The sequence below is a fragment of the Actinophytocola algeriensis genome (genome assembly GCF_014203735.1).
GTDB lineage: Bacteria > Actinomycetota > Actinomycetes > Mycobacteriales > Pseudonocardiaceae > Actinophytocola > Actinophytocola algeriensis.
Map to the genome: position 1 here is coordinate 487,170 of NZ_JACHJQ010000005.1, position 25,568 is coordinate 512,737.

The 25,568-nt window shown below is 69.5% G+C and carries 24 protein-coding genes and 1 pseudogene; 16 read left to right on the forward strand and 9 right to left on the reverse strand.

Going from position 1 to position 25,568, the window contains the following annotated elements:
- Positions 1-62: 62 nt before the first annotated feature.
- Positions 63-1,037 carry a DUF5829 family protein gene (locus FHR82_RS24800; RefSeq protein WP_311771255.1) on the reverse strand — a complete coding sequence of 325 codons (975 nt, stop codon included), beginning with the start codon at positions 1,035-1,037 and terminating at the stop codon, positions 63-65.
- A gap of 24 nt (positions 1,038-1,061) precedes the next feature.
- On the opposite strand from FHR82_RS24800, the gene FHR82_RS24805 reads away from it, so the two are divergent.
- The 12 genes and pseudogenes from FHR82_RS24805 (at position 1,062) to FHR82_RS24855 (ending at position 13,012) form a co-directional block, all read left to right on the forward strand.
- A complete protein-coding gene (locus FHR82_RS24805; protein WP_184812904.1) occupies positions 1,062-1,295 on the forward strand; it encodes a hypothetical protein in 234 nt (77 codons plus the stop codon).
- Positions 1,288-2,697: a putative T7SS-secreted protein gene (locus FHR82_RS24810; RefSeq protein WP_184812905.1), complete on the forward strand. Its 1,410-nt coding sequence runs from the start codon at positions 1,288-1,290 to the stop codon at positions 2,695-2,697. Before FHR82_RS24805 ends, FHR82_RS24810 begins: the two co-directional genes overlap by 8 nt.
- A gap of 12 nt (positions 2,698-2,709) precedes the next feature.
- Positions 2,710-3,198 (forward strand): hypothetical protein, encoded by a 489-nt coding sequence (locus FHR82_RS24815; protein WP_184812906.1) that lies wholly within the window; start codon positions 2,710-2,712, stop codon positions 3,196-3,198.
- 288 nt (positions 3,199-3,486) lie between these two features.
- A complete protein-coding gene (locus FHR82_RS24820; protein ID WP_376706441.1) occupies positions 3,487-3,660 on the forward strand; it encodes a hypothetical protein in 174 nt (57 codons plus the stop codon).
- Positions 3,661-3,813: 153 nt separating this feature from the next.
- Positions 3,814-3,957 (forward strand): annotated as a pseudogene (locus FHR82_RS47605) (signal protein PDZ); the annotation flags it as partial.
- A gap of 7 nt (positions 3,958-3,964) precedes the next feature.
- Positions 3,965-4,195: a PDZ domain-containing protein gene (locus FHR82_RS47610; protein ID WP_311771256.1), complete on the forward strand. Its 231-nt coding sequence runs from the start codon at positions 3,965-3,967 to the stop codon at positions 4,193-4,195.
- Positions 4,196-4,256: 61 nt separating this feature from the next.
- Positions 4,257-4,766, forward strand: coding sequence for a copper chaperone PCu(A)C (locus tag FHR82_RS24830; protein ID WP_184812907.1), 510 nt, complete (start codon positions 4,257-4,259; stop codon positions 4,764-4,766).
- Positions 4,767-4,964: 198 nt separating this feature from the next.
- Positions 4,965-5,363, forward strand: coding sequence for a response regulator transcription factor (locus tag FHR82_RS24835; RefSeq protein WP_311771257.1), 399 nt, complete (start codon positions 4,965-4,967; stop codon positions 5,361-5,363).
- A 565-nt stretch (positions 5,364-5,928) separates the two neighbouring features.
- Positions 5,929-8,313 carry a DUF3293 domain-containing protein gene (locus FHR82_RS24840; RefSeq protein ID WP_184812909.1) on the forward strand — a complete coding sequence of 795 codons (2,385 nt, stop codon included), beginning with the start codon at positions 5,929-5,931 and terminating at the stop codon, positions 8,311-8,313.
- A 677-nt stretch (positions 8,314-8,990) separates the two neighbouring features.
- On the forward strand, positions 8,991-10,208 hold the full coding sequence (locus FHR82_RS24845) for an oxygenase MpaB family protein (RefSeq protein ID WP_184812910.1): 1,218 nt from the start codon (positions 8,991-8,993) through the stop codon (positions 10,206-10,208).
- Between the two features lie 9 nt (positions 10,209-10,217).
- Positions 10,218-12,524 carry a molybdopterin cofactor-binding domain-containing protein gene (locus FHR82_RS24850; RefSeq protein ID WP_184812911.1) on the forward strand — a complete coding sequence of 769 codons (2,307 nt, stop codon included), beginning with the start codon at positions 10,218-10,220 and terminating at the stop codon, positions 12,522-12,524.
- An 11-nt stretch (positions 12,525-12,535) separates the two neighbouring features.
- Positions 12,536-13,012 (forward strand): (2Fe-2S)-binding protein, encoded by a 477-nt coding sequence (locus tag FHR82_RS24855; RefSeq protein WP_184812912.1) that lies wholly within the window; start codon positions 12,536-12,538, stop codon positions 13,010-13,012.
- Positions 13,013-13,019: 7 nt separating this feature from the next.
- On the opposite strand, the gene FHR82_RS24860 is transcribed toward FHR82_RS24855, so the two are convergent.
- On the reverse strand, positions 13,020-13,688 hold the full coding sequence (locus FHR82_RS24860; RefSeq protein ID WP_184812913.1) for a TetR/AcrR family transcriptional regulator: 669 nt from the start codon (positions 13,686-13,688) through the stop codon (positions 13,020-13,022).
- Between the two features lie 169 nt (positions 13,689-13,857).
- On the opposite strand from FHR82_RS24860, the gene FHR82_RS24865 reads away from it, so the two are divergent.
- Positions 13,858-15,078, forward strand: a complete 1,221-nt coding sequence (locus FHR82_RS24865) for an oxygenase MpaB family protein (RefSeq protein ID WP_184812914.1) — start codon at positions 13,858-13,860, stop codon at positions 15,076-15,078.
- A gap of 274 nt (positions 15,079-15,352) precedes the next feature.
- Here FHR82_RS24865 and FHR82_RS24870 read toward each other — a convergent pair whose 3' ends face one another.
- The 5 genes from FHR82_RS24870 to FHR82_RS24890 all read right to left on the reverse strand — a co-directional run bounded on the left by FHR82_RS24870 (position 15,353) and on the right by FHR82_RS24890 (position 22,269).
- Positions 15,353-15,499, reverse strand: a complete 147-nt coding sequence (locus FHR82_RS24870) for a hypothetical protein (protein ID WP_184812915.1) — start codon at positions 15,497-15,499, stop codon at positions 15,353-15,355.
- A 257-nt stretch (positions 15,500-15,756) separates the two neighbouring features.
- The gene (locus FHR82_RS24875) at positions 15,757-16,905 is read right to left on the reverse strand and encodes an acyl-CoA dehydrogenase family protein (RefSeq protein ID WP_184812916.1); all 1,149 of its coding nucleotides are present in this window, start codon (positions 16,903-16,905) and stop codon (positions 15,757-15,759) included.
- A 26-nt stretch (positions 16,906-16,931) separates the two neighbouring features.
- Positions 16,932-18,785 carry an AMP-dependent synthetase/ligase gene (locus FHR82_RS24880; RefSeq protein ID WP_184812917.1) on the reverse strand — a complete coding sequence of 618 codons (1,854 nt, stop codon included), beginning with the start codon at positions 18,783-18,785 and terminating at the stop codon, positions 16,932-16,934.
- A 441-nt stretch (positions 18,786-19,226) separates the two neighbouring features.
- Positions 19,227-20,156, reverse strand: a complete 930-nt coding sequence (locus FHR82_RS24885; protein WP_184812918.1) for a hypothetical protein — start codon at positions 20,154-20,156, stop codon at positions 19,227-19,229.
- Positions 20,157-20,550: 394 nt separating this feature from the next.
- A complete protein-coding gene (locus FHR82_RS24890) occupies positions 20,551-22,269 on the reverse strand; it encodes an alpha/beta hydrolase (protein WP_311771258.1) in 1,719 nt (572 codons plus the stop codon).
- A 143-nt stretch (positions 22,270-22,412) separates the two neighbouring features.
- Here FHR82_RS24890 and FHR82_RS24895 point away from each other — a divergent pair, with 143 nt between their 5' ends.
- The 3 genes from FHR82_RS24895 to FHR82_RS24905 are packed head-to-tail and all read left to right on the forward strand — an operon-like array spanning position 22,413 to position 24,711.
- Positions 22,413-22,865, forward strand: coding sequence for a hypothetical protein (locus FHR82_RS24895; RefSeq protein WP_184812919.1), 453 nt, complete (start codon positions 22,413-22,415; stop codon positions 22,863-22,865).
- A 2-nt stretch (positions 22,866-22,867) separates the two neighbouring features.
- Positions 22,868-24,067, forward strand: a complete 1,200-nt coding sequence (locus FHR82_RS24900) for a sensor histidine kinase (protein ID WP_225943878.1) — start codon at positions 22,868-22,870, stop codon at positions 24,065-24,067.
- Positions 24,067-24,711 carry a response regulator gene (locus tag FHR82_RS24905; RefSeq protein WP_184812921.1) on the forward strand — a complete coding sequence of 215 codons (645 nt, stop codon included), beginning with the start codon at positions 24,067-24,069 and terminating at the stop codon, positions 24,709-24,711. The genes FHR82_RS24900 and FHR82_RS24905 overlap by 1 nt, the downstream gene beginning before the upstream one ends.
- On the opposite strand, the gene FHR82_RS24910 is transcribed toward FHR82_RS24905, so the two are convergent.
- Entirely contained in the window at positions 24,704-25,198 is a 495-nt protein-coding gene (locus tag FHR82_RS24910) for an RDD family protein (protein ID WP_225943877.1), read from the reverse strand. The two genes, FHR82_RS24905 and FHR82_RS24910, sit on opposite strands and share 8 nt — an antisense overlap.
- A gap of 91 nt (positions 25,199-25,289) precedes the next feature.
- Positions 25,290-25,538, reverse strand: a complete 249-nt coding sequence (locus FHR82_RS24915; protein ID WP_184812922.1) for a winged helix DNA-binding protein — start codon at positions 25,536-25,538, stop codon at positions 25,290-25,292.
- Positions 25,539-25,568 lie beyond the last annotated feature (30 nt).

The window sequence follows — 25,568 nt, forward strand, 5'->3', positions numbered from 1 at the left end:
CATGCTCAACGCGTTGAGCGCAGCGGTGAACCCGCACGTCGCCGGGTGGCGCCGGTGGCCGGTCAGCTCTCGGTTCGGGGGAAGGTCCACACGGCGTGGTCGCCGGGGCCGACCACCAGCGTCGACCGGCCGATCCGCTCCGTGTGGCGGTAGCCGACGGACCGGTTGAGCGAGAAGTCGACCTGGCGCAGCCCCACCTGGTGGACGGGAACGACGTCGAACCGGATCGTGGTCTTGCCGCTGCGGGCGGTGATTCCGCCCGGCGCGGAGCGGACCTGGAACCCGCCGGCCCGCAGCAGCGGCACCGTGCTGTCCAGGTCTCGTTGGGTGACCGCGAGCCGGATCGTGGTCACGTCACGCATCAGGTGGTCCTGGTAGGCGTCGGACAGGTAGCGCTCCCGGCCGACGTCGCCCGGGCGGCTCGGCGGTTCGGTGTTGCCGCGCGGGTCGGCGAAGTACTCCGGCCGCCACTCCATCGCCCACGCGCCGAACGAGTCGTACTCGACGGTGGTGAGGATCGCGTCGAACCACGGCACCGGTACACCGTCACCGAAGTCGCGGGTCTGGCGGAACTCGATCGGCTCGGTGACACCCTCGGCCACCAGCCGGCCGGTGACCGACGCCAGGTCACCGGCCCGCTCGGTCGAGATGCCCCGTACGCGTGGTTGAAATACAGCAGCGGCGCGGTCGGCCTGCTTTCCTCGGCGCTCGCGCCACCCACCCCAGCTGCGGCGACCGCGAGTGCCGCCGCGACAACGACCATCATCCGACGAGTCATCATGCGCCGGATGGTAGATCCGCGGGAACGCCGCCGTCCTCGCTGTCGCCGGGGTTGGTGCGGAACGCCGACGGCTGTCCCGCCGACGTGGACCGGGCTCCTTGTCAGGGCTCGATGTTCTTGGAGATCTCACCGAATTTCGGGAGGTTGGAACCATTCGCCGCAGTGGTACATCCAACATCTCGATGTAACACTCACGAAGTCCGGGGTGATATGCGGCATGAGCGATTTTCACGTTGATCCGGCTGAGCTGACCCATGCGGCCGGCATGATCAGGAGCTCGGTGGCCCCCTCCGACGCCATGAACCTGAAGGCGGACGTGGAGGGCGGTAAGGCAGCCGGCGACGACGCGGTCACCGACGCGTTGACCGAGTTCGGCGCCGCCTGGCACCTGGCCGTGGACATCTTGCGACGCCGGTCCCGGTCGACCGCCACCGGCCTGGAGCACGCCGCCGCTGCCTACGTCGCCCACGACGAGGGTGCCAGGGCCGAACTGAAGGCCGCACGCCATGGCTGAGCTCGGTACCACCACCGATCCCAAGGAACTGGTGCCCGGGGACGCGGCGGCGCTCCATGCCATCGCCGACAAGCTCACCACTCTGGCCGGCACGTTCGCCGATGTCGGCGCGGCACTGGGCGCCGTCCGGATGGACAACTGGACCGGCAACGCCAGCGACATGTTCTGGGAGGCCTACGCCGCCGAGAAGCCGTCGTGGCAGCTGGGCAGCGACGCCATGACGTCGGTGGCGAGCACCCTGTCCGCCCACGCGGACACCGTCGCCTGGGCCCAGGGGCAGGCACAGGAGGCGATCGAGCTCTACGAACAGGGCAGGCAGGCCACCCTCGACGCGACCGCGGCGAACGCCGCCAAGCTCACCCCGGAGCCGGTTGCGGCGATCGATCCCGGCCAGGCGCTCCGCCAGCAGGCGCAGGAGACCCTGGACCGGGCCAGAGAACAGCTCAAGAGCGCCGGAGCGGCCAACGCCTCGGCCATCGCCGGGCAGGGCAGCCACGGCGTGAACGCGCCTGCGTGGCTGTCCGGGCCGGCCACCTATGTTTCGAAGGCGGGCAACGGCACCATCACGGCGTCCAAGAAGTTCGACCTGAACGCGGGCCGCGAAGGCAGGACGAAGATCTCGTCGAGCTACCTGGACATGGCCAAGAACGGCAGCGAGCGCTGGAAGAACATGGACAAGTGGGACTGGTCCACCTTCCGCAACGACGTCCTCGACACCTACACCAAGAAGGGCTTCGACTTCGCCGCCGACAAGAAGAACGCCCAGGAGGCCGCCAAGCTCCGCGGGGAGAAGTACCGCCAGGCACCGCCGGTGAGCGTCAAGATCGGGTCCGTCGGCACCGGGGACAAGTTCATGGTCGGCCCGAAGGTGGAAGGTGCCACCCAGGTCGGCGATGTGACGATGGCCGGGTCGGCGGAAGCGAAGGCCGGCGCCAAGGCCAACGCGTCGCTCTCGGCGGGGCTGGACGGTGTCAAGGGATCGGCCGCCGCCTCGGTGGGAGCGACCGCGCAGGCCCAGGGCAGCCTGGTCTCCGGCCCGGCCGAACTCAACGGCAAGGCCGAGGCGTTCGTCGGTGCGGAGGCAGGCGCCAACCTCTCCGCCGGCCCGACCGGGGTCACAGCCGGGGTCGACGCCTTTGCCGGCGCCCGGGTCGAGGGCTCGGTCAGCGCCGACGTCGGCGGTGTCGGCGCCGGGCTCAAGGGCGAGGCCTGGGCGGGCATCGGCGCGGAGGCCAACGTGACCTTCGGCATGGACGAGGCCGGGAAGTTCCGTCTCGGCGGCGAGGCGGGCGTGGGGCTGGGGGTTGGTGCCAAACTGGGTGGTGAGATCGTCCTCGATCCCGCCGAGCTGACCAAGACGGCGACCGACGTGGCCAACACGATCGGCTCACTGTTCGACTGACTGGGAGATCAGGTGGCAACACAGCTTCCCGTCCGGATCGAGTTCCGGCTGCCGGACGGCTGGCAAGCGGCTCCGCCGGACGAGGTGGGGGCGCCGGGCGCGGCATTCGTGGCCCTGCACCGCGGCTCGGTCGACCACGGGTTCACCGCGAACATCACCGTCGCAGGCCAGATCCGCGAACCCAACCTCTCACTCGACGCCATCGGCGACGAGTCGGTGCGCCGGCTGACCGACGCGATGGACTCGGTGTCGCTGCGCGAACGTGCCCATGCCGGCTCGGCCGCGGCACCGGCGATGACCCAGCTCCTGGACGTCACCACCACCGCGAACGAGCGGACACTGCGCCTGGTCCAGAACCAGGTCTACCTCTCCGTACGGGACGTCGACGAACCCGCCGTCCACGCGGTACTCGAGTTCACGCTCACCTGCACACCCGCCCAGGTCGCCACCGTGGTCGACGACTTCCGCACCTTCGTCGCCGGTATCCAAACCAGCAGGTGACGGTGACCGAACGGCCGATCAGGGGCGGCCGCGGTCGAACGTGCGACGGTTCACCGCTGCTGCCGCGCGCCCGTCGGCAGCGGGGGATGCGTCGGGTTTCATGCCCGCCAGTAGGCGGAGCGCCGGCACTGGGGGCAGGCTGTTGCCCCTGCGCCGGCAGCCGGGCGAGGACCGCGCGGCCGCCGAAGGAGGTGTTCGCCGCCAGGGCCAGCAGCACGACCGTGGCGAACTGGCCCGGTGATACCCGAATCCGCCGGCCAGGACGACGACCTGACCACCATCCCGAACGTGATCGCCCTGTCGCGGCGCGCCCGTCGCGTCGTCATCGCCAACCTGGTCATCGCGGGCACGTTCATCACCGGCCTCGTCCGGTGGGACCTGTTGGGCACCCTTCCCCTGCCGCTGGGTGTGGCGGGCGACGATGACCAACGTCACTTGATAATGATTATCAGGTGCGGTTAGGGTCGCTGCGTCCCCCCGGCTCGGAGTGATCGGCTTCCCCATGCTTGTTCGTCCGCGGTTACCCGCGTCCGTCGATGGTCGGCGGGTCCTTGTTCGCCGGTCGCGTGCCGGGCAGCGAGTGACGGTCGCGGTGCTCGTCGTGGCGAGGTCGCGGTCGCCATCGGCAGCCCGCTGGGTTTCGAGAACTCGGTCACCGCCGGCATCATCTCGGGTCTGCACCGGGAGATCCCCGGTTCCGCGGCACGGACGCAGTCGCTGGTGGACCTGATCCAGACCGACGCCGCGATCTCGCCCGGCAACTCGGGTGGCGCGCTCCTGGACGCGCGGGGCCAGGTCGTCGGGATCAACGAGGCCTACATCCCACCCAGCGCCGGGCGACGTCATCGTCGGGTTCGCCGACCGGGACGTCGCCGCGGTCGAGGACGTGCTGGCCGGGTTGCGAGAGGTGGACCCGGGCGAGCGGGTCGCGGTGACGGTGGTGCGGGATGGCGAGCGGCAGAAGCTCACCGTCACCGTCGGAGAACGGAACGGGTGACCGGGCAACGAGCCCCTCTCCACTCTCCCCATCACCCACCCACAGCTGAGAGGAGCATGTGATGACTCCGAGAAATACGGTGCTGGGAGCCGCCCTTGTGCTCATGTCCGCCGCGGGATGTGGCGAGGGCTGGCAGCACGGCGCGGACACGATGGGCAGTAACGGATCGGCCGGGCCGATGTTGCTGCGCAACGTCTACGTGGCCGCGCCCGGCGGGGACGGCTACGAGCACGGCGACAACGCCTCCGTCCGGCTGACCCTCGTCAACCACGCGGCGAACGACGATGCGCTCGTCGCCGTACGTTCCAGCCATGCCACGGACGTCGTCATGCGGTGGGACCGCGAATGCGATGGCCGGCTCGAAGAGGTCGGGCAGATACCGGTGCTGCGGAACGGCACCGTGCCCGGCGCCGACTACCGGCTCGAGTTGGTCGACCTCAACCAGAAGGTGCGTGCGGGCACCAGCATCCCGGTGACCTTCACGTTCCGGGACGCGGGCGAGACACGGCTCGGCGTGATGGTCGAGGCAACCCACGACGGCGACGTACCCGCGGTCATGGACTGCAGGTGAGGAGCCAGGCCATCGAGATCACCGACGACGGTGACGGCGGCGCTGGTTCCGTGCGGTCCCCGCTGCCCGGTGGCAACGGGCTAATCGGCATCCGGGAACGGGTGGCCACCTGCGGCGGCACCGCGGACATCGGGCCGCGCGAGGATGTGCCGGGTTCCGGGTCTTCGTCACGCTGCCGTTCACGACCGGAGGAGTGCTGTGACCGTGCGGATCGTGGTGCTGCTGGACATCCGGATGCCGAACCTGGACGGGATCGAGGCGGCGAAGATCATCTGCGCGAATACCGGGTGCAAGGTGCTGATGCTGACCACGATCGATCTCGACGACTACGTCCACCAGGCGCTGCGGACGGGAGCGAGTGTCTCCCGCCGCACCGGACGCGAAACGGCTCGCCGTGCTCACCGCGCGGGAACGGGAAAACCCCTGGCGCTGATCGCCCGCGGGCTGTCCAACGCGGAGATCGCGCAGGAGATGGTGGTCAGCGATCACACGGTGACAACGTACGTCAGCAACGTGCTCAGCAAACTCGGCCTGCGTGACCGGGTCCAGGCGGTGATCACCGCGGACGAGACGCGTTTGACCGTCCCGGGCGTCTGAACACTCTCACCCTGGCTTCCCAGTACACTTCGCCCACGAACTCAAGGCGGCGGATGCGCGTCGTCTCGGTTGAGCAGGTCGCGTACTTCGGAGAGGTGTGTGGGCCAGCGCTTCACGACGGTCCGCCACGCTGCCCACAATGACACTCCTTGTGCCAGTACGAGAACCGGTCCCTCCCGCCATGGACTTGCCACGACCGTGCCGACCCGGTCCGGAGTGCCCGGCTTCGGTGGTCCACCGGGCAGGAAGTCGACGATCATCGCGCCGGGTGTTCATCAGGTCGTCGACCAGGCCTCGCATGGCGACGTGGTAACCCCGCAACTGATGCCGCGCCGCAAGTTCGGTCGGCATCGCGCAGGCTGGGTACGCGGCGTTGTAGGCGGCGACCGAGGGATATCGGCGGAGTTCGGGGGCGGTCACGTCTGGACCCTATCGAGGTCCGGTGGGTGGTGCATTGGCCGAGGGCGAAGCGGCCGCCGCGTGTCGTCGACTGTGGCTGGCTTGAGCGAGCGTGGTGTTACCTCGGCCTGGTCACGTGGTGACCGGCTTGGCTTACCGTCGCCGCATGGCAACTCCGGCGGCGCCGAATGTGCGCGACGAGGATTTGTTTCCGGAGATACTGGCGCGCTTCGCCGCTGGCGACATGCCGTTCCTGCGACGGGCGCGGCGTCGTGCGCTGCGCACCCGGCCGTACGCCGGGTTGGCGGTGTTGCACAACGTACCGCTCACCGCCGAGACGATGTGCAAGATCGAGGTGCTCGTAGCGGGCGGGGCCGACCTCGTGGTCACTTCCCCGAGCTTCACGGAAGCCGACCCGCGGTCGGTCGCAGCTCTGGCGGCCGCTGGTGTCGAGTTCCGCATGGAGTACCGCTTCTCCGAGGAGTTCGACGTCGTACTGGACTGCGGCGGTGAACTCCAGCCACTCGTGACACCACGGCTGGGCACCTGTGAGCTGACCAGAACCGGAACCCTGCGCTACCGCGCCGCCAACCCCGCCTACCCGGTCATCGCGGTCGACGAGAGCCGGGTGAAGAACCTCGAGTCGTTGCTCGGCACAGGACGCGCGTTCGTACACGCCTTCCGACGTCTCGTGGACGAGCCGATCGACGGCAAGCCGTTCCTGGTCTTCGGTTACGGCAAGGTAGGAAAAGGTGTGGTGCGTGCTCTTGCCCCGCACACCGATCGCATCGGCGTCGTCGACACCGATCCCGGTGCGGTCGACGCGGCGAGGCTGGCCGGTTGCGACGCGATGCACGCCACCGAGGCCGATCGCGTGGAAGCCTGGGCCAGACAGGCGTTCGCGGTGGTCACCGCGACCGGCGTGCCAGGGATCGTATCGTCAGGTTACGACGCCGGCCCGTTCCGCGGCGCGCACCTCGCGAACATGGGCGGCGAGGACGAGTTCGGCGAAGCGTTCACGACCGGTGACGTCCTGTACGGCAAGCGCCCGGTCAACTTCGCGCACAGCGATCCCCATACGATGCGCTACCTGGACCCGGTCTTCCACGCCCACAATCTGGGCATCGACCTGCTGGCCTGTGCGCAGCCGGGGCCCGGCGTCACACCGTTCCCGGCGTTCCTCGCAGACGAGATCGTCGACGCGTGGCAACGCGTGTTCGGGGAGCGGCTCGAAGACGGTGCCAACCCAGCTCGCGACACGAACCGTCCGGCGCCGCCGAGCCGCCGATGGGACGACGGCCTTCGGCACTGCGCGTCCCACTACGTCACCACCGCGCCGTTCACCGTCGGCGAGTCGCCTGAGTTCAGGCCGATGACCGAGAGCTCCGGCATGCTCGTCGCCGACCTGTTCGCCGCCATGCGACACGAACCGGGCAACCCGCTGGTGCGTGCGTCGTACCAGCAGTACATCCGGGAGATCACCGAGCAGTACGAGTTCGCCGTCGCCGAGTTGGGACTGCGGGTCGAGCCGTGGCCGCACTCCGGCGAGCCCTACCGCGACAGCCGCCGGATGATCGAGGACGTCCGGCAGCGCAGGCACCTGTACTTCCTGACTACGCACGCCAGATGGGGCGAGGCGGGTACCGGGCACGTCGACCACCCGATGCTCAACCCGACCGGCATCGTGATCGGCGGTGTCGAACTGCTCGCCAACGACCTGTTCCGAGTGGTGCACGACGTGTTCGGGCACGCCAAGGAGGGGCACCAGTTCGGCCCGGTCGGCGAAGAGAAGGCCTGGCTCGCGCACCACGGCATGTTCTCCCCGCTGGCCCGGCCCGCGCTGACCGCGGAGACCCGCGGTCAGACCTGCTGGGCCTACTTCGGTGCGCACCTGCGCGGCCCCTCCGGAGCGCTGGTCGGCAAGGACGAGCCCGGCTGGGTGCCGGTGCCGCGGCGCCCGTTCGCCGAACAGAAGGCCGGCCTGCTGCCTGCCGACGTCAGCGGCGTACGGCTGACCCACGACCCCGGGAGCGGTCACGTGCGAGCATGGCCGCTGACCGGCTGGCGTCCGGACACCCACCACGCACTGCGCACTGGCCGGCAGCCAACCGAGATCGACGGTCAGCTCGCCGACGCCTACCGGAACACCACCTTCCGTGCGCTGACGACAGCCGGTCCGATCGACATCCATGTCGGACAGAGTTGTCCGGACCTGGATGCGCTACTGCGCCGCGAAAGCGTCTCCTGCTGGGCGTTCCTCACCGCCTGCAGCCCTGGCGGGCGCATCCTGCCCGCGGCGGAGAACCAACAGCGCCACCTCGCACTCCGGCGCCGCCTGCACGGTTCGGGTGTACCGGTTGTGCCGGGGCTCGGTATCGGTGTCGACCCGGACTGGCTGCCGGAGGACAGTGTGCTCGCAGTGGGACTCGACCGGTCGACCGCCGCGACCCTCGGCGCGGAGTTCGGACAGGACGCCATCGTGGTGGGCGACCTCGGTGCGGCCGCGGAGCTGCTGTGGTGCCGTACGCGAGCGGCAACTGGCGGCCAGTGACGTCACGAACCGCGCCCGAACGCGGCGCTGGTCAGCAGATAGTGGCGACAGAAAGCCCGGCTTCTGCTCGCGTTGTCTCAACCGTCGTCGGCCAGCTCACGTCCAGCGTGTAACCACTTTGGGGAGAACGTTCTCCTGCGCGAAATACGCGGCAGCCCGCTGTCTACACAGAACACCACCCCGGGGCTTCCGCGCGATCTGACCAACCCGCGAGCCGACCTGCAGCCGATCTCGAACCCCGTGCAGGTCGGCTCGCCGTCAGGCCGCCGGAACAGCGACCCGAGCACAAGGAGTGCTGAGGAAAGGGCGTTGCCCGCCCGGGAGCTCATCGTCGAGAACGTCGACCAATTCGACCGCCTGATCCGTTAAGACGGGCCGACCAGCGGCCCTTGGGGCATCTCCGCCGGGTGCGGTGCCCGCACCGACGGCGATCTGCGCGGTCTTTCCGTGCGTCTCGGTGTCAGGGCAAGCCAGGCGTCGAGCGGACCAGCCCCGCGCGTGCGGGGACGACGATGCCTCCGGCCAGAGCTTCGCGGTCCTGGAATTACGTCGGCCGGGGCCCGTGGGCGATATGCAGGTTGTTCGCCAAGTGCGCGACACCGCCCTTGTGATGATACGCGGCAACGTGTTAAGTATCAGGGTATCACCGTGTTGGGGGCTCAAGGAGGAGTCAGGCGATGGCGGAGCTGAGCAGGCGCAAGATGTTGTTGTCGGGCGGTGCTCTTGGCGCGCTCGGCGTGATGGGCATGGCGGTCCCGGCGCAGGCGCGCACCGCGCCTTGGGCTTGGGCGCCCAGTGGTTCGATGGCGGGCACTGGCGTGGGTGCCGATCCCCGATGGGTGTGGGACGAAGAGGCCGACCCCGTTGTCGCGGCGCTGTTCGAACGCGGTCAGGTGCCCGAGGTCAACCGCCTGCTGTGGGACTGGAACCGCAACGATCAGCCCCTGCCTGATGGATTGCCCGCGGATCTGCGGGACTTCATCGAGCGGAACCGTCAGCTGCCGTCGTGGGCGGATCGGCGCAAGCTGGAGACCGCCGCGGAGTTCAACAAGAGCAGGGGGTTGTACCTCAACCTCCTCAACGGTGTGGGCGGCGGCATGCTGAGCACCGCCATTCCCAAGGAGGCACGCTCGGTCTACTACTCGGCCGGTGGGGCGGACATGGAGGACCGCGTCGCCAAGACGAGCATCCTGGGGTTCGCTGTCGGCGCGTTGAACGCCTACCGGCCCGACGGCACCTGCATGGTCAACTCCGTGAAGACGCGGCTGGTGCACGCGGCGGTGCGGCACCTGCTGCCGCAGTCGCCGCACTGGTCGGGTGACATCCCGATCAGCCAGGAGGACATCCTGGTCACCTGGCACACCCTGCCGACCTACGCCATGCGCAAGATGCTCGAGTGGAAGGTCCCGATGAGCGCCGCCGACCGTGACGCGTACCTGCACGTGTGGCAGGTGACCGCGCACATGCTGGGCGTTCGGGACGAGTACATCCCCGCCACGTGGGCCGCGGCCAACGCCCAGTCCGACCAGGTGCTGCCGCCGAACATGGGGCCGACACCGGAAGGTGTCGAGCTGACCGACATCCTGCTCGGGCAACTCGCGGAGCAGACCAGCCCGGGCGGCATCAGCAGGCCGCTGGTCAACGCGCTCGCCCGGTTCCTGGTCGATGAACAGGTCGCCGAATGGGACCAGATCCCCCGCGAGCCGTTCTGGGAGGGGACGATCAGGACCGTGTGGCCGATCCTGGTGAGGTTCCGGGAAGGGCTCATCCCGCTGCCCCTGGTGCCCGAGATCGCGTGGACCGTCGACGAGGCATTGCGCCAGTACATCCTGTTCTTCCTGACCAAGGGGCAGGAGACGAAGATCGTGATCCCCACCGGCAACCGACCGAACTGAGCCGGGCCGATGACAGGAACGAACGGGGAACGCGTCGGTCGGCGGCGATTCCTCGGATACGTGCTGGCCGCGCCGACCCTGGTGACCGCCGCGGAGTTCGGCCTGGCGCCCGTGGCCGCGTCGGCGCCGGCGCCGGCGTCCGGTGCTCAGTTGCCGTCGCCGGACATCACCGACGTGATCGACCTCAACGACATGATGACCCTGGCGGCGCTGCCGACCTCGGGGCTGATCTCGGTCGAGGTCAACCAGGACGGCACCGTGTCGTTCGCGCTGCCCAGGGCCGAGGTGGGGCAGGGCATCACCACCTCGACGGCCATGCTGATCGCCGAGGAGCTGTCCGTGCCGCTGGACCGGGTGCGGGTCACGCTGGCCGACGCCCGGCTTGAACTGGTGTTCAACCAGCTCACCGGTGGGTCGAACACGACCTTCGCGACCTACACCCCGATCCGGGTCGCCGCGGCCATCGCGCGGCGGCGGTTGCTGGACGCCGCCGCGACCGAACTGGGGTCGGCTGTCACTGACCTGACCCTCGACACCGGGGTGATCACCGACCGTTCCGGGCGGAGCGTCGACATCGGGGCCTTGGCCGAAAAGGCGGCGAGCACGCGGAACCAACAGGTGCCGGTGGAGCTGACAGCACGCGCGAACTTCACCGTGATCGGCAAGCCGCACAACCGGATCGACGCGCTGGCCGCGGTGACCGGGCGCAAGAAGTTCGCGATGGACCTCGACGTCCCGGACGCGAAACCGACGATGGTGTGCCGCGCACCGACCATCAACGGCACTGTCCGGTCGGTCGCGAACCTCGGTGAGGTCCGCGCGATGCCGGGCGTCACCGACGTCGTCGTGATCTCCACCGGGGTGGCGGTGCGCGCCGAGACCTTCGGCCAGTGTGTCGACGGCGTCCGCGCACTGCGAGTTACCTGGAAACCCGGTACCGCGGAAGGGAAATCCGACGACATCGTGCTCCGGGAGCTCGAGCGTGCCGAGCTGCCGCTCGGGCTCCCGTCACCAATGCCCACCGTGGAAGCCAAGTTCACGTTCTTCTTCCGCGGCAACAGCGCGCTGGAACCGAACTGTGCGGTCGCCGACGTCCGTGCCGACCGCGCCGAGATCTGGTCGTCGCTGAAGTCGCCGATCGTCGCCAAGCAGACGCTCGCTGCGAAGCTCGGTCTCCCGCCATCCCGTGTCACCGTGCACGTCGTCGAAGGGGGAGGGTCCTTCGGGCGCAAGCTGTTCTTCGACGCCGCACTCGAAGCCGCGGAGGTGTCCCAGAAGGTCGGTAGGCCGGTCAAGCTGATGTGGCACCGCGCCGACGACTCCCGCCAGGGCCGCACGCACCCCATGGCCACCTCACGGGTACGGGCCTCCTACCTCGGCGACACCGTGCTCGGCTACCACCAGCGGCACACCAGCGTCGCCACCGACCTCGGCCACGGGCTCGGCGAGATCATCACCGCGACGGCCGCGCAGCTGCCGGTGGGCGACATCGGGTTCTCCGAAACGTTCTTCCAGCTCAGTCAGACGATGTCCTACAACTTCGGCATCAGCACCCGGCTGCTGTCCGAGACCGACAAGGGCTTCAACACCGGCAGCATGCGCAATGTGTACTCACCCGACGTCACCTGCGCCCGCGAGCTGATCGTCGACCAGCTCGCCGCGAGAATGGGCAAGAACCCCTACCGGTTCCGGCGCGACTTCCTCCGCGACGAACGCTCCCGTGCGGTACTGGACAAGGTCGCGGAGGTCGGCCAGTGGGGGAGGGCGATGCCAGCGGGCACCGCGCAGGGCATCGCGTTCCACGCCGAGTACAAGGCCGTCAGCGCCGCGTTGATCGAGATCGACTGCCGGCCGGAGACTGTCAACCGTCCCATCCGCGACGGCGTGACGGGACCGCGTGTCACCAAGGTCGTGTTCGCCGTGGACGTCGGCCTCGCGGTCAACCCGCGCGGGCTCGAAGCGCAGATGATGGGCTGTATCTCCGACGGCATCGCGCTGGCGCTGACCTCCAGCCTGCACCTGCGCGACGGCTACTTCCTGGAAGCGAGCTGGGACAACTACTTCTACACCCGGCAGTGGAACACGCCACCCGACCTCCAGATCATCGTCATGCCCAGCACCTCGGAGAACCCGGGCGGGGCAGGGGAACTCGGTGTCGCCGCGTCGATGGCCGCGGTCGCCTGCGCCTATGGCCGTGCGACCGGAACGATGCCCACCAGCTTCCCGATCAACCATGGCACGCTCTCCTTCACCCCCAAACCGACCGTCCCGCCCATCCCCCCGTCACCGACCGACGGCCTGGAACACGCCCGCTGAAAGGAGATCCCGTGCCCGAGCACACGTTCCGCGTCAACGGTGAGCAGGTCACCGTCGACGTCGCCGACGACGTGCGCCTGTTGTGGGTGCTGCGCGACATCCTCGGCATCACCGGACCGAAGTACGGCTGCGGCATCAACGTCTGCAAGGCCTGCACCAGCCATCTCAACAGCACGGCCGTCAACCCCTGCGCCATACCGGTGAGTGATCTCGAGCCGACCGACGAGGTCACCACCATCGAAGGGCTTCCGGCCACGGTCGGCCAAGAGCTGCACCCCATGCAGCAGGCGTGGCTCGACCACGACGTGGCCCAGTGCGGCTACTGCCAGCCCGGCCAGATCATGGCCGCCGTGGCGCTCGTTCGCCGTATCGCGGCGGAAGGTCGCGCCATCACAGACGCCGACCTCGACGGCCTGCGCAACATCTGCCGCTGCGGCACCTACTTCCGCATCCGCGAGGCGATCAAGGCGGGTGCTCGGAACATGTGAGGAGGCGTCAGCCGCCGGGTTCCAGCATGGGCACAAGGAACCGCCTCGCCACGTTGGCGAGGTGCTCGTCGTCGTCGATGTCGACGACGTGGCTGGGGATCACGAGGAAGGAGGCGGAGACCCGGACCATCAGTTCGGCCGCGAGGTCGATGTCCAGGTCGGGTGACACGGTACCGGCGTGTTGCTCCCTGCGGAGCTGGCCGGCGACGAACTGCCGCACGGTGGCGAGGGTCTGCCCACCGTCGCCGATCATCGAGGCCACGAGCAGGTCCGGCTCGATGTCGATCAGGCCGCCGATCAGCGGGTTGCCCCGGATGGCCCGCAACGAGCTCACGAAGCCGAGCACCACGCGGTCGGCGACTGTCTCAGCCTGTTCGATCTCGACGAGGAACTGGTCGAAGTACCGGCGGAACTCCCGGCGCACCACGTGCTCGACGAGTACGTCCTTGCTGGCGAATCGCCGGTAGACGGTGATCCGGGAGACTCCGGCACGCCGGGCCACGTCCTCCATGGTGGACCGCTGGATGCCCATCCGGCAGAACTGGGCGTACGCCGCGTCGAGAATCCGCGCACGCGGCTCGTCGGTGTCGTCTACCCGTTCGATCGCGTCGGTGTACGCCTGTTCCAGCACCGACTCCGAGCCGGGTGACATGAGGGCCGACAACGCCGGTTCCATGATCACCTCCTGTTCCTCATTCTGCCCTGACCGTCAATGTTTCGTCGTCACCATGGGTCTTGTGAAGACCTACTCGCCGTGGTCTCATTGATGATACGTAGAACCTCATTCTGTTTCATCGTATCAGCATGTGTGGCCTTGAGCTGACTCAAAGTAGAGGAGCGACGGCATGGACAAGCACAGCAGGCGCAATGTGTTGAAGGTGGGCGGGGCGTTGGGCGCACTGGGTGCGCTGAGCCTCGCGACGCCCGCGCAGGCGGTGCCCTGGACGTGGGCGGCGAGCGGTTCGGTGGCCGGTGCCGGGGCGGGCACCGACCCGCGGTGGGTGTGGGATCCCGAGGCCGACCCGCTGGTGGCCTCGTTGCTCGACCGGGGTGATGTGCCGAGGGTCAACGAGCTGTTGCGGACCTGGACGAAGAACGGTCAGCCGCTGCCCGCCGGGCTGCCCGCGGACCTGCGGGACTTCATGGAGGGCGCCCGTCAGCTGCCGTCGTGGGCCGACCAGGGCAAGCTCGCCACCGCGTTCGAGTTCAACGAGAAACGCGGGCTCTACCTCGGACTGTTGTACGGGCTGGCCAGCGGCATGATGAGCACGGTCATCCCCAAGGAGGCACGCGCGGTCTACTACTCCCAGGGCGGTGCGGACATGAAGGACCGCATCTCCAAGACCGCCAAGCTTGGCTACGACATCGGCACCCGCAACGCCTTCGCGCCCGACGGCGAGATGATCGTGACCTGTGTGAAGACCCGGCTGGTGCACGCCGCGGTGCGGCACCTGCTGCCGCAGTCCCCGCACTGGTCGGGCGTCGCCGACGAGGAGATCCCGATCAGTCAGCGGGACATGATGGTCACGTGGCACAGCCTGCCCACGACCGTCATGCAGAAGCTGGTGGCGTGGAAGGTCCCGATCCCCGCCGCCGAGTCCGAGGCCTTCCTGCACTCCTGGCAGCTCGGCGCGCACATGCTCGGCATCATGGACGAGTACATCCCCGCGACATGGGCGGAGGCGAACTCCCAGGCCAAGCAGGTATTGGACCCGATCCTCGCGCCCACGCCCGAGGGCATCAAGCTGGCCGACATCCTGCTGAACCTGGGCTCGCCGGTCGACGGCGGCATCCTCAGCAAGCCCATCCTCGGTTCGTTCACTCGTTTCCTGCTCGGCGACCGGATCGCCGGCTGGCTGAACATCCCCCGCGAGCTGATCTGGGACCCGCTCCTGCGCACAGCGTGGGGCCCGTTCATCGCCGTCCGCGAAGGTCTGCTGCCCTTCCCGGGGGCGCCGGAGGCCTACTGGCTGTTCGACGAGTTCCTCCGCAAGGCGGCGCTGCTTTTCCTGTCCGAAGCACGTCCGATCAGCATCGAGATCCCCGATACCAACCGACCGTCCTGATCGGGACCGTCCGAGCCAAGATCTACGGCCAACGCGCGACGGCCGACGATCCACGACGATGCGATGAGTCCGGTGACCTGCTGCTCCTGAACCACCGGCAGGTCACCGGCACAGGTTGGCTCAACCGGCGCGGTTGCGCTCGCAGCTCAGGGCCGCCAGATTCGTTCGCCTGCGCGAGTGAGGGAGTTCCGCTTCGACCGTCATGTCGGTGTCCACGTAGCCAGGTGAGATGGCCGTGCCCGGAGGTTCACGGTGAAGGTGAGGTCGTAGGTCTTCACGGGTGTCCGGACGACTGGTCGACCTCGGCGCCGAGTTCGCGTAGCTCGGCGGCCGCATCGAGCAGCCCGGTTCTCGGGCCGACGAGGTTGCCGACCGGCGCGATCCGCGGCTCGCGAACATCATCGAAGCCATCGTCCTGCATGTCACCTACCGCACCCTGCTGGTGATGGTCGGCGCGGAATTCCGATACCTGTCCCGCACACCCGCAGGCGGTACGCCGCAAGGTGGTGGAGAACGTGCTGACCGAGGTGGCCTCTCGCTACGTCGACATCGCGTTGAGGACCGTCGGAGCTCGGACAACGCGACCGTGAGCCCCGGCTGCACGCTGATGGTGCTTCGATCGGAACTCGGCGGCGAGGTGCGGGCGCGTGTCCTCGCCGCCGAGAGTCGTGGGCGGTCTCAGAGGCCGTAGGTCTTGCCGATGATGTCCCGCTGGATCTCACTGGTCCCGCCGTACACGGTGGACACGAGTGTGCTGCGTACGTGCCGCTGCATGTCGTACTCGGTGGCGTAGCCGTAGCCACCCATCATCTGCATGCCTTCCAGTGCGACGCGTTTCGCCGTCTCGGTGACCTTGAGCTTGGCCATCGACGCTTCCCTGGGCCGCAGCCGGTCCGGGTCCTCGTCGACGAGTTCCGCAACCCGGTACACCAGCAGCCGGCAGCACTCGATCTCCGTGGCCAGGTCGGCGATGCGGTGGCGGATGGTCTGGAACGTGCCGATCGGCCGGCCGAACTGCTGCCGTTCGCGGATATAGGCGAGCGTGTCGTCGAACGCGCGTTGTGCGGTACCGAGCATGCCCGCGGCGAGGATCAGCCGCTCCAGGTTCAACCCGGCCATCAGCTGCCGCCAGCCTGCCCCGACCTGCCCGACCACCGCGTCCTCGGGGAGCACGCAGTCGGTGAAGTACAGGTCGTTGACCTCACGGCCGCCCATGGTGTCGATACCGTTGATCCGTAGTCCGTCCGTGTCGGCGGGCACCTGGAACATCGTCAGACCGTCGTGCTTGTCCTTCCCGGATGAGGTGCGGGCGACGAGCAGGATGGTGTTCGCGATGTGTGCGTTGGAGCACCACGTCTTCTGGCCGTTGACCACCCAGTGGTCGCCGTGCTGATCAGTGCGGCGCTCGGCCCGGCAGGACAACGCGGCCACGTCCGAGCCTGCCTCGGGTTCGGACATGGCGATCGCGGCGACCTCGCCGTCCGCGATGCCGCCGAGGACGAGTTTGCGCTGTTCTGGTGAGCCGAACCGCCGGTAGGCCTCGGCGACGATGATCGATGTGGTGAACCCGCCGAGCGGCGCCATGCCGCGCGCGGTCTCCTCCAGGAAGACACAGATATCGACCATGCCGCCGTCGGCCCCGCCGAACTCGGTGGGCAGGCCGGCGCCGATCCAGCCCAGCTGAGCCATCGTGCGGTAAAGCCCGTCGTGGTGCGTCTCCCGGCCGCCGCCCGTCAGGGCGTCGCGTTGTTCACGGGTGCCGCACTCGCGACGGCAGAACTCGGCCACTGACGCCGCGAAGTCCTGCTGCTCGGAGGTGAGCGTCATGGTTCTCCTGTCAGGTTGGTGGGGGACTAGACGCTGTTCGCGGTTACCTCGGTGCGGTAGAGGTCGTCGATCAGATCTGCGCATCGCTCGGCGATCACTCGCCTGCGCAGTTTGAGCGTCGGGGTCAGTTCGCCGCTCTCGGGCGTCCACGGCTGTCCGAGCACGCGGTACTTCTTGACCTGTTCCGCCCTGGCGAGCCGCTCGTTGGCGGCCGTGACCACCTTGTGCAGTTCGGCCAGCACCGCCGGGTGTCCGGCGAGTGCGGCGAGGTCGTCGGTGCTGATGCCGCGGGCACGGGCCCAGGCCGGCGCAGCCTCCTCATCCAAGGCGATGAGTGCGGTGACGTACGGGCGCCGGTCGCCGATCGCGGCCGCGTGGCCGACGAGCGGATGCGTGCGGAGCATGCCTTCGATCCTCGCCGGGGAAATGTTCTTCCCGCTGGAGGTGATGATCAGTTCTTTCTTCCGGTCGGTGATGGTGAGGAACCCGTCCGCGTCGAGGCTGCCCACGTCGCCGGTGGCGAGCAAGCCGTCGACGTCGACCTGGTCAGTCACCGTGCCGTCCGGCTGGAGGTAGCCGAGGCACACCAGGGGGCCGCCGACGAGGATCTCGCCATCGTCGGCCAGCTTCACCCGCATGCCGACGTGCGGCAGGCCGACCGTGCCGGGCCGGAACCGCCGCGGGGTGTTGATGGTGGCCGTGCCGGTGGTCTCGGTCATGCCCCACACCTCGAGCACCTCGATGCCCACCCCCGCGAGGTAGTACAAGGTGTCGACGGGAATGGGAGCCGCGCCGCTCCCCGGCCAGATCAACTCGTCCAGCCCCAACATCGCGCGGACCGGCTGTAGCACCGACTGGTCCAGTTCAGCCACCTCGGCCGCCAGGCCCTCGTCGACCGGCAGACCTCGAGCCCGCGACCGATAGGCGTCCAGGGTGAGCGCGTGCGCCCGCTCGAACGCGACACGCTGGTCGTCGGGCAGGAGGGCGGTGATCGCCTGCAGCGCCGCGACCATTTTCTCCCACACCCGTGGCACCCCGAAGAACGACGCGGGCCGCACCCGGCACAGCGCAGCCACGAGCCGGCTGGCATCGGCGCAGATGTGCACATGCCCGGCCCGGAAGACCGGGACGTAGATGCCGAGCACCCGCTCGGCGATGTGCGCGAGCGGCAGGTACGACACGGAAGGCGCGTGTGCCGGGGTCGGCACCATCGCCTCGAGTGCGGCCGCCTGGTAGATCACGTTGCTGTGGCTGAGAAGCACGCCCTTCGGATCACCGGTCGTGCCCGAGGTGTAGAGAAGGGTGACCGGTTGCCCGGAGGACACCGCATGCCACAGGTCGGTGAATGCCTGCCGGCTCGTCTCGTACGCGGCTCGTCCGGCCGCCACGACGTCGGACAGCCGGTGGAACCGGGAGTCGCCGTCGGGAACCGTGTCCTCGTCGAGCACGAGCACCGTTCGGAGATCCGGTAGATCATCCAGGATCGGTCGCCAGCGGGCGAGTTCCTCCGCACCCTCCAGCACGATCACCGGAGCCTTGCTGTGCCGGCCGAGGTAACGCAGCTGGTCCGGACTCAGCGTCTGGTAGGCGGTGCATGGCACGGCACCGAGGTGCACCGCGGCCAGATCGACGATCCAATGCTCCGTCCGCGCCGACATCATGATCAGCATCCGGTCGCCGGGACGCAGGCCGAGCTTGTCGAGGCCGCAGGTGACCGCGGCGACCTCGGCGTGCAACTGCGCCCAGGTCAGGGTGACTGCCTCCGGTCCGTCCACTGTGGTCAGCGCGGGCAGTGTGCCGAACTCGGTCGCGTTGCGGTGCAAGAGCACCGGGATGGTCAAGCCGTCGACGGCCCGCGCGCAGTCTTCCTCGATAGTCATGGCGTACCTCGTTGGATGCCGTTCGGATGAAGGGGGGTGAACCGGCGGTAGGCCGTGATCCTGGAGACCCCACCCGCCGGGCCACGCCCTCCATCGTGGCCCGGCGGGTGCCGGTTTCCACGACCGCAACCGACCCTCCTAGTGATGATACAAAGCGCCGCATCGCGTTTCATCGTATCAATATGCGTACAGCCTGTTCAAGAGGAACTCCTGGCCCACTGCGGAGACTCACGCCCTGAATCTGTTCCGGCGGCTGGACACCGGTGTGGGAAGCCGTCGCGCTCAACGGAACCGGCTGGTGTCACGCGCCTCGGCGAGGACGACGAAGCAGGACCTCGGGGAACGTACGAAACCGCCGACACCCTGGAGGGGCCGGCCGCCCACTCACGGCGCTCGGCCGCCACGACTTCGCCCGGTCGACGAGCGGTGCCGGGCCACGCGCTACGGCGCGGCGGTCACGTAGCGGACGTGGGTGTCGATGTCGGCGCGTTCGCCGTCGGTCTCGACGTAGAGGGTGCCGGGCGCATCACCCTCGATCGTCGCCGTGCCGGCACTCAGCTGCCGTACCTCGCCTGCCGGGCCGGTGCCTGCCGCTACCCAGCGGCCGCCTTCGAGCCGGCGCTGGCCCTTCTCGGCCGTGGTGTTCGCGTCGTCGACCTCGAAGGTCGTGTTCAAGGTGCCGTCCCGGTCCCACCAGAGGCTTTCGATGTACACGTCGTGGCCGTCGCAGGTGGTGCCCGGCTCGGCGTTGACCGGGGCCGTCTCGCCCTTGCCCGATGCGACATCGGTGACGGTCACCGTGGCGCAGGTGGATTCCTGGTTGCCGGTCAGCGCCACCTGAGTGCCGTCGGGGCTGAAGACCGCCTCGTCGATGGAGTCGGGTCGATCCGGGGCCAGCCTGCGTGGCTTGCCGTCGATCGTGACCAGGTACGGCGGCAGCAGGTCGTCGCCCGGCAGGACGCCTGGATACGAGGCGAGCGCGGCGCCGTCAGTGCCTGCGATCAGGTTCGGCACCAGCTTCTCGTCCAGGAAGCCGTCCTCGGTGGGAAGTGTGATGTCGGTTCGCCGCGGTGCCGGAGATTCAGCGGCGAGGTCCGTGCGCACCAGGTGGTTGTCGGGGCCTGCCAGCCAGGCGATCTGGCTGCCGCCGATGGGCACGACGATCTGGCAGTGGCAGGCGCTCTGGCGGTCGCCGCACCCCTCGCACGGCACGGACGTGGTCTCACCGCTGTCCACGGAGACCACGATGATCTCGTCGAGAAAAGACGGGATGGTGAACGCGTACCGGCCGTCGGTGGTGAACACCGGACGGTCGGCGAGGAGGAGGGGGCCGCTGCGGCCGATCTCCTCCGTGCCGTCCATGACGAGCATTTCGCTCTCCGTGTCCACCGCTGGCGCCGAACTCGACCGTCAGGTACGCGTAAACACCCGCCGAAGGGGGGGGACTCGCCCGCGTCCTCGGCCGGCACGGGGCCTTCGCCCGCACACCCGGCCGACGTGCCGGTGATCGCCGCCGCGACCATGCCAAGTACGAACCTGCGTAGCGACATCGCAACCACCTCCGGAGTAGACCGCGCCAAGCTACTGGCCTGGCCGCGGGACCCCTCCGGACCACGACGACGTGAGATGGGCCTGCACCTGTCCACGACCAGGAGGTCCCCTCCGCCACGTGCTCGGTGCGTACCTGGCTGACGACGTCGAGTTTCGGCGCCGGTTCGATCGCGATGCTGCTCGACGGACTCGCCAAACATGGTCGACCTTCTCGTCACCGGTGCCGTCCGGAGGCGTTGACGTCGCTGATCATCGCCTGTAGCGCGGCGCGCAGCTCGGGCAGTGGCGCCGTGACGGATACCGCCGTGGCTGCGGCTGCGCGGACCGGGCCGGGTACCGGGTGGACCTCGGTCTCGCTGGGCAGCGGGACGCCCGGGCAGGTCACGTTCCCCGGCCGGGAGTTCCGCAGCAGGAACACGTTCACCATGCCGTCCACGCACGGGTTGCCCTCGAAGGCGTACTGGCCGTGGAAGGGGCTGTCGTCCACCGACACCATGCTCACCCCGGGCGCGGCCCGCACCGCCGCGCGGGCCTGCTCGTACCCGGTCTGCGGGTCGAGCTCGCCCTGCACCACCAGTACCCGGCCGGTCACCTCCGCCGGCAGTTCGGGCAGCTCCTGGCGCGGCTTGTCGGACCAGAACGCGCACGGTTCGCTCAACCCGTACAGCCAGCCGTACATCGGGTACGCGGGCCCCTGCCGGTCCGACAGCCGCCGGTACCAGGCCACCGAGCGGGTCGGCTGGTCGCCGCACGCCACGGCGTACCGGGTCGCGGGGACGAGCTGGTAGTCCGCCGGGTCGTCGGCGAGCGCCCGTACGGCCGCGGACGGGGTCAGCCCGGCCAGCGGCACCCCGAACCGTGCGCGGGATCGCTCGTCCAGCAGGGCGGCGAGGTCCGGGTCGGCCGGTACCTGCGCGGACGTCTCGCCGTCCGCGCCTGCCACACCCACCAGGAACACCAGCGCTCCCAGCGCCCACCGCAGCGGCGAGCCCATGCCGGTGAAGATCGTGTCGTAGTCGTCCGGGCTCGTACCCGCGGTGGCGAAGAACCGGCGGCCGCGTTCCCAGTTCGCGGCGGCCTCCTCGACGGTGGTGCTGACCTCGGCGGGGAACTGCCGTGTCATCCACGGCAGGAACGTCTCCTCGAACAGCCGCTGGTTGATCGGCGGCCAGGCCTCGAACGCGGCCTGCAGCCTGCCCTGGAAGTCGGTGCTGGAGTCCAGCACCAGCTTCCCCGCACTCTCCGGGAACAGCGATGCGTACTTCGCGCCCAGCCAGGTGCCGTAGGAGTAACCCAGGTAGTCCAATGTGGACTCGCCGAGCAGGATCCGGATCAGCTCCATGTCGTGCGCGGTCTGCCAGGTGGTGAGGAACGGTGCGAGTGCCTCGCTCTGGCACGCCTCCGCGACCGCTCGCGGCTGCCTGAGGTGCTCGGTGATGCTGTCGGCAGATCGATCACGCGCGTCGAGGTCGGTGCGTGGGGAGAGGCGGTCGACCGGCACCTCGCACGTCTCGGGCGCGGTGCCGCCTTCCTGGCCGGTGCCGCGCGGGTCCATGCCGATCAGCGCGTACCGCTCGTGGAGTGCGGGCTGGACGGCGGCCAGCGCCCCGGGCAGGGACGTGCCCTGCCCGCCAGGACCACCAGGGTTGATCAGCAGCGAGCCGAGGTGCTCGCCGGACGCGGCGACCCGGCTGACCGAGACGACCAGGTCCCGGCCCGCGTCGGGCGCGGCCCAGTCCCGGGGCACGGTCACCAGCGCGCACTCCGCCGGCAGCGCGCCCGGTTGCGGGGTGAACGCGCACGGCCCCCAGGTCAGTTCCTGCTCGGCATAGCGGGAGAACGGATCGATCGTGGCGTTCACCGGCACGGTCGTCCCGGTGAACACGAGCGCCGTGGTGACAGTGAGCACCACGCCCGCGGTCGGTCTGCGCACGGCAGTCCTTTCGTGGCAGGGATTCTGACACCGCCCATCCCAGCAGGACCGCCGCCGCGGCGTCCACGACGCGGTAGTACTTTCGGCCGATGCCGGTTCTCGTTGTCGCGCAGCCGGTTCCGTGCGGCCATACGCTCTCGTCCATGGCTACCTCGACGCGGCGGACCAGTCCGCCTGGCACGATCATCCTGTCGTTCCTCGGTTTCCTCGCGGCCACCGTGACCACGATCGCGGGCGCGGTGTTCCTCGCGACGTCCGGGCCGGAGCTCGAAGAAGAACTGCGCAAGAGGGACACCTCCCTCAGCGACTCGGAGGTCGACGCGGCGGTGACCCTCACGCAGGGCGCCGGGATCGCGGTCGCGGCGGTGATCGTCCTCGGTTACCTGTGGCTGGCGTTCAAGCTGAAGGCGGGCCGCAACTGGGCGCGGGTCGCGCTGACGGTGCTCACCCTGGTCCAGGTCGGCTTCCTGTTCGTCGGCGGCACGGCGGACGTGCTGAGCTACGTCAGCTGCGCGGTCGCCGTGTTCGCCGTGGTGCTGAGCTACCTGCCCGCCTCCAACGCCTACGTCGACGAGGTCAAGCACGCCCGAGGATGAGCATGTCCACAGCAGGCCCGCCCGCCCGGCGCGGCGTCTTCGTCGCCGAGGTCGCCGTGCTGGTCGCCGCCTCGGTGCTGGACGCGGTGCTCGCACTGCGCACGGAACGGACCGGTGGGTTCGCCGGCCCCCTGCTCTCCGCCGTGCTGCCCTACCTGGGGACCGCGTTCGCCGTGCTGGCGGTGCTCCGACGCAGGCTGCCCGACCGGATCGGGCGGCTGGCGGCGGTTGTGGTCGGGTTGTCCCTGGTGGGCACCGCCGCGCGCGCGGCGGCGAACTGGGCCGGGCTGCCGCCGGGCGACCTGTCGGTGGTCACCGAGGTGCTTGCCGTCGTCGTGCTCGTGGGGGCGGGCTGTCGGCGGCTGCCGGTGGCGAACGCGGTCGTGCTGACCGCGGCGGGCGGTGCGGCGGTGGTGCTGGCACCCGTGGTGCGCTACGGGATCGGTTCGACCGCCGCCTTGCTGGCCGCACCGGCGGCACTGCTGTGGGGTGTGGCACTGGCGGTCGGTCTGGTGTTGCGCGACGCCGACACCCGCCACACCAGGGTGTTGCGCGAGGCCCGCATGCACGACCGGCTGCGGATGGCGCGCGAGCTGCACGACCTGGTCGCGCACTACCTCAGCGGGATCGTGGTGCGTGCCCAGGCAGCGCGCTCGCTGGCGGGAAACCCCGCGGTGCCACCGCAGGACCCCGTCGAGGTCTACCGCGAGATCGAGGAGACCGGGGCCGAGGGCCTCGCCGCGATGCGCAAACTCGTCGGCATGTTGCGCGACGACGAGCACCAGATGCCGTTGCCCGGCACCGACCTGGGCGCGGTGGTCCGTTCCGTAGTGGACGGTCGCGGCGCGGTCCGCGTCGCCCTGCCCGGTGACCTCGACGACCTGCCGGTCTCCCCGGAGGTGGCCGCGGTGCTGCACCGCGTGCTCCTGGAGTCGCTGACCAACGTCCGCAGGCACGCCCGGCGGGCCACGGACGTGCGGGTCACGCTCCGGGTGGCCGGCGGGGACCTGGAACTGGACGTCGGCAACGACCTCCCCGAGGGAGCCGTCGCCGACGGGGAGCCGGGCTACGGCATCATCGGCATGACCGAGCGGGTGGCCGCCCTGGGCGGGACGCTGACGGCGGGACCGCGGGACGGTCGCTGGCACACCACGGCCCGGCTGCCCCTGGCACGGGTGAACGAACCGACGAGGGGAGTCTGATGCCGATCCGGGTGCTGGTGGCCGACGACCAGGTGCTGGTCCGGACCGGTTTCCGGCTCGTGCTCGACGCCGAACCCGACATCGAGGTCATCAGCGAGGCCGCTGACGGGCAGACCGCGGTCCGGCTGGCGCGCAGCCTGCGCCCGGACGTCACGCTCATGGACATCCGGATGCCCCGGATGGACGGACTGCGTGCGACCGAGCTGCTGGCGGGCCCCGGGGTCGCCGACCCGCTGCGCGTGGTCGTGGTCACCACCTACGACGTCGATGAGAACGTCTACGCGGCGCTGCTCGCCGGCGCCTGCGGGTTCCTGCTCAAGGACGCGGGCCCGCGCTGGCTAGCCGAGGCCGTGCGGGCGGCCGCCAAGGGCGAGGCGATGGTCTCGCCCTCGGTCACGGTGCGCCTGCTGCGTCACTTCACCCGTGACACGGCTAAGCCCACGGCGGAGGTACCGCTCACCACCCGGGAGCTGGACGTGGTGCTCGCCGTGGCACGGGGCCGCACGAACGCGGAGATCGCTACGGACCTGACCCTCTCCCTGTCCACCGTGAAGTCGCACCTGGCGAGCGTGCAGGCGAAGCTGAACGCCAGGAACCGCACCGAGATCGCGATCTGGGCGTGGCAGCGCGGCCTGCTCAGCTGACGCGCACGACCACCGTCCGCGCGAGCAGGTCACCGACGCGCTGGCGCCGTCCGGTCACCGCGATGCTGACCACGGCCACCAGCCCCAGCAGCAGACCGTCCACTGTGAACAGGAACCAGCGGACCAAGTAGTCACGGACCCCGGGGGCACCGCCCCGGGTGGTCTCGATCCGCAACCCCACCACCAGCATCCCCGGCGTGACACCGCCGCGGCGCAGCGGTACCCACACGTGGATCAGCAGGTCGCACCCGACCATGACCACGCAGAAGGTGATGAACGGCGCCCAGAGGATCGTCATCGGCGGCACCGTTCCCCACCGCACCAACGGAGTGGCGACGAGCCCGGCCAGCAACCCGGTCACACACCCGGCCCCGATGGCCAGCGACGCGTCCAGGAGGTGCTGCAGACCGCGGTGGGCGACCATCTCCCACCGGCCGGGCAGGACCGCCTCGGCGGGGAGCGGTACGGCTTCGGCTGACGCGGTCATCGCCACGCCAGGGCGGGTACGTCGGTTCTCATGGCCCCTCCCGAGATCACGACGGACGGACCGACGCTATCGCACCGGGGCGGTGTCCCGCTCAGCGGCGCTGCGCCGCCGGTGGCTCGTCGGTGAGCGCGTCGAATTCGGCGCGGAAGGCCTCGACCGAGTTGGGTGGCAGGCTGGCCAGGGCGCGCTGTTCCAGGTCAGCCATGGCCTTCCGGATGCGCTTGGCGACCCGCCTGCCCTCGGCGGTGGTCGTGGTCACGGTGGCCCGCCGGTCGGCGGGCCTCGACGTGCGGGTGACGAGTCCCGGCTCTCCACGCACGATCAGATCGGCCGCGGCCATTCGTCACACTTCCACACAACCCGCACTGGC

What these genes read in the sequence shown, in the direction of transcription:
- FHR82_RS24830 (WP_184812907.1), top strand. Translation starts at nt 4,257, where the DNA reads ATGACTCCGAGAAATACGGTGCTGGGAGCCGCCCTTGTGCTCATGTCC.
- FHR82_RS24800 (WP_311771255.1), bottom strand. Translation starts at nt 1,037, where the DNA reads ATGGGTCAGCTCAGCCGGATCAACGTGAAAATCGCTCATGCCGCATAT.
- FHR82_RS24865 (WP_184812914.1), top strand. Translation starts at nt 13,858, where the DNA reads ATGGACAAGCACAGCAGGCGCAATGTGTTGAAGGTGGGCGGGGCGTTG.
- FHR82_RS24845 (WP_184812910.1), top strand. Translation starts at nt 8,991, where the DNA reads ATGGCGGAGCTGAGCAGGCGCAAGATGTTGTTGTCGGGCGGTGCTCTT.
- FHR82_RS24870 (WP_184812915.1), bottom strand. Translation starts at nt 15,499, where the DNA reads ATGCAGGACGATGGCTTCGATGATGTTCGCGAGCCGCGGATCGCGCCG.
- FHR82_RS24885 (WP_184812918.1), bottom strand. Translation starts at nt 20,156, where the DNA reads ATGCTCGTCATGGACGGCACGGAGGAGATCGGCCGCAGCGGCCCCCTC.
- FHR82_RS24900 (WP_225943878.1), top strand. Translation starts at nt 22,868, where the DNA reads ATGTCCACAGCAGGCCCGCCCGCCCGGCGCGGCGTCTTCGTCGCCGAG.
- FHR82_RS24810 (WP_184812905.1), top strand. Translation starts at nt 1,288, where the DNA reads ATGGCTGAGCTCGGTACCACCACCGATCCCAAGGAACTGGTGCCCGGG.
- FHR82_RS24860 (WP_184812913.1), bottom strand. Translation starts at nt 13,688, where the DNA reads ATGGAACCGGCGTTGTCGGCCCTCATGTCACCCGGCTCGGAGTCGGTG.
- FHR82_RS24850 (WP_184812911.1), top strand. Translation starts at nt 10,218, where the DNA reads ATGACAGGAACGAACGGGGAACGCGTCGGTCGGCGGCGATTCCTCGGA.
- FHR82_RS24895 (WP_184812919.1), top strand. Translation starts at nt 22,413, where the DNA reads ATGGCTACCTCGACGCGGCGGACCAGTCCGCCTGGCACGATCATCCTG.
- FHR82_RS24880 (WP_184812917.1), bottom strand. Translation starts at nt 18,785, where the DNA reads ATGACTATCGAGGAAGACTGCGCGCGGGCCGTCGACGGCTTGACCATC.
- FHR82_RS24905 (WP_184812921.1), top strand. Translation starts at nt 24,067, where the DNA reads ATGCCGATCCGGGTGCTGGTGGCCGACGACCAGGTGCTGGTCCGGACC.
- FHR82_RS24915 (WP_184812922.1), bottom strand. Translation starts at nt 25,538, where the DNA reads ATGGCCGCGGCCGATCTGATCGTGCGTGGAGAGCCGGGACTCGTCACC.
- FHR82_RS24910 (WP_225943877.1), bottom strand. Translation starts at nt 25,198, where the DNA reads ATGACCGCGTCAGCCGAAGCCGTACCGCTCCCCGCCGAGGCGGTCCTG.
- FHR82_RS24875 (WP_184812916.1), bottom strand. Translation starts at nt 16,905, where the DNA reads ATGACGCTCACCTCCGAGCAGCAGGACTTCGCGGCGTCAGTGGCCGAG.
- FHR82_RS24840 (WP_184812909.1), top strand. Translation starts at nt 5,929, where the DNA reads ATGGCAACTCCGGCGGCGCCGAATGTGCGCGACGAGGATTTGTTTCCG.